The following is a 1,525-nucleotide window of genomic DNA, read 5'->3' on the forward strand; positions in this document are numbered from 1 at the left end:
ATGGCGTTTCCCTCCCGCACCCAATTCACCGAGACGGCGCGCGGGTCGATCTTGGTGCCAACGCGGAACGAACAGATGCCGGTCATGCCCGCCGGCGCGTCAAAGCTTAGCGCCGTTTCCTGCCCCAATGTCTTGATAATTTGCGTGCGCTCCGCAGCTGCGGAATCAATGCGCGATGCCCTGGCGCCGCAAGCCCGCTCACTTCCTCCGCTACTGGTCCGGTCCTGTCGATCGAAACGCCGGCTTCAAGACCGTTTTGGTGTCGCTTGCGATCACCCCAACGGCCGGCTGAAACTCGCCGATCTTCCGGATTGGGACTGGTCCGATATCTCGGCGCACCTCAAGTGCACCGCGTGCGGCAAGGTTGGTTGGGTCGATACCCGGCTAGACTGGGGCGAAGTGATCAATTTCGCCAAAGGCGTCTCTGGCTGACTGCCGAACGTCGGGTCTGCTGGCCTTGCTGCGTTTGCTCACCGGCGCTAACGCTGGTCTTGGGGGTTGGCGGAGAGGATGCACGATGAGCAAGGCGCGCGAGTTTATCGATTTCTGGATCGAGAATAGCGTTCACGCTGTCGAACAATATCGGACTAACGGCGCGTCGCAGGATGTGGCTGAGCTGAGCCGGCGCCTCATCGATGCTGCCAAGGAACAAGGTATCCCGGAAGCGGACCTGCAGGCTGAGATCGGCGATATCTCCGACTACATCGCAAGCCAGCTAAAGGCGGCGAATAGAGCTGAGAGCGAACGGCGTAAGCCTACCTAGACGCTTGTGGCAAGGCCAAGGCCGCCAACTGAGGCGACTCTGGGTTGCGAGCTTACTGCAACTTCTTTTCGATCTCGAAGGTGAACTTGAGCTGCATCACAGGGCCCTTGTCGTCTCGGACCTCTATCGCCATGCGGTGGTTGTGTACGCGCTGAGACTGATACACGGTGTCACGTACCATATCCGCCACCGACTTAGCAGCCTCCATTTGCGCGGCCTGCATGCTGTTGAGTTCCAGGCCCTCCTCATCGGGGGCCAACTCCTCACCGTCGCGCAGATCAAAATAATAGCGCGTCATGCTTCGCCTCACTGCTTTACTTGTCAAAGCAGGCAGGCAGAACAGGTTCCTGACGCGAGGCTAATGCCTTTTAGGGGCTGGAACCGTCTCTATCGCTATCATGTCAGCATCCCGAAGTGTCACGCGCCGCCCGGTCGCAGCGGCGATTTTTCGAGCCACCATCCTCGCGGTTTCATCGTCGGCAAGGTCGAGAGCGAACAGTTCCCGGGGCTTAATGTCGGGACTTACAACGTCTCCGATGATGGGACGCTGGTTCGTCCGCTTCACTTCGAACTCTGCGAGCCAGCGGAGGAAAGCCATTCGTCTACATGTGAGGCGGTTTCCATCTGCCGGGCCTTTTCGAGCGCCGCCTCCTTGGCCGCGCCAACAGGCAGTTCGGTGGCCATCGCCCGCAGGCGCTGTCCTTCGTCACACAGACGTTCTTGAAGGGATTGGTCTTGTTTGAAACGCCGCCGCTTGATGAC

The 1,525-nt window shown here is 59.5% G+C and carries 4 protein-coding genes; 2 read left to right on the forward strand and 2 right to left on the reverse strand.

The window, feature by feature from the left end; genetic code table 11:
* Window positions 1–432 (forward strand): hypothetical protein (locus K359_RS62925; RefSeq protein WP_165125097.1); only part of this gene is annotated, 432 nt, incomplete at its 5' end.
* An 85-nt stretch (window positions 433–517) separates the two neighbouring features.
* Window positions 518–763, forward strand: a complete 246-nt coding sequence (locus K359_RS0148035; protein ID WP_029085257.1) for a DUF768 domain-containing protein — start codon at window positions 518–520, stop codon at window positions 761–763.
* Between the two features lie 52 nt (window positions 764–815).
* On the opposite strand, the gene K359_RS0148040 is transcribed toward K359_RS0148035, so the two are convergent.
* Window positions 816–1,061, reverse strand: coding sequence for a hypothetical protein (locus tag K359_RS0148040; RefSeq protein WP_029085258.1), 246 nt, complete (start codon window positions 1,059–1,061; stop codon window positions 816–818).
* A 263-nt stretch (window positions 1,062–1,324) separates the two neighbouring features.
* Window positions 1,325–1,525: hypothetical protein (locus K359_RS63935; RefSeq protein ID WP_245284970.1), on the reverse strand; the 201-nt coding region annotated here is incomplete at its 5' end.

It is taken from the genome of Bradyrhizobium sp. th-b2 (assembly GCF_000426785.1).
GTDB lineage: Bacteria > Pseudomonadota > Alphaproteobacteria > Rhizobiales > Xanthobacteraceae > Bradyrhizobium > Bradyrhizobium septentrionale.

What these genes read in the sequence shown, in the direction of transcription:
- K359_RS0148035 (WP_029085257.1), top strand. Translation starts at nt 518, where the DNA reads ATGAGCAAGGCGCGCGAGTTTATCGATTTCTGGATCGAGAATAGCGTT.
- K359_RS0148040 (WP_029085258.1), bottom strand. Translation starts at nt 1,061, where the DNA reads ATGACGCGCTATTATTTTGATCTGCGCGACGGTGAGGAGTTGGCCCCC.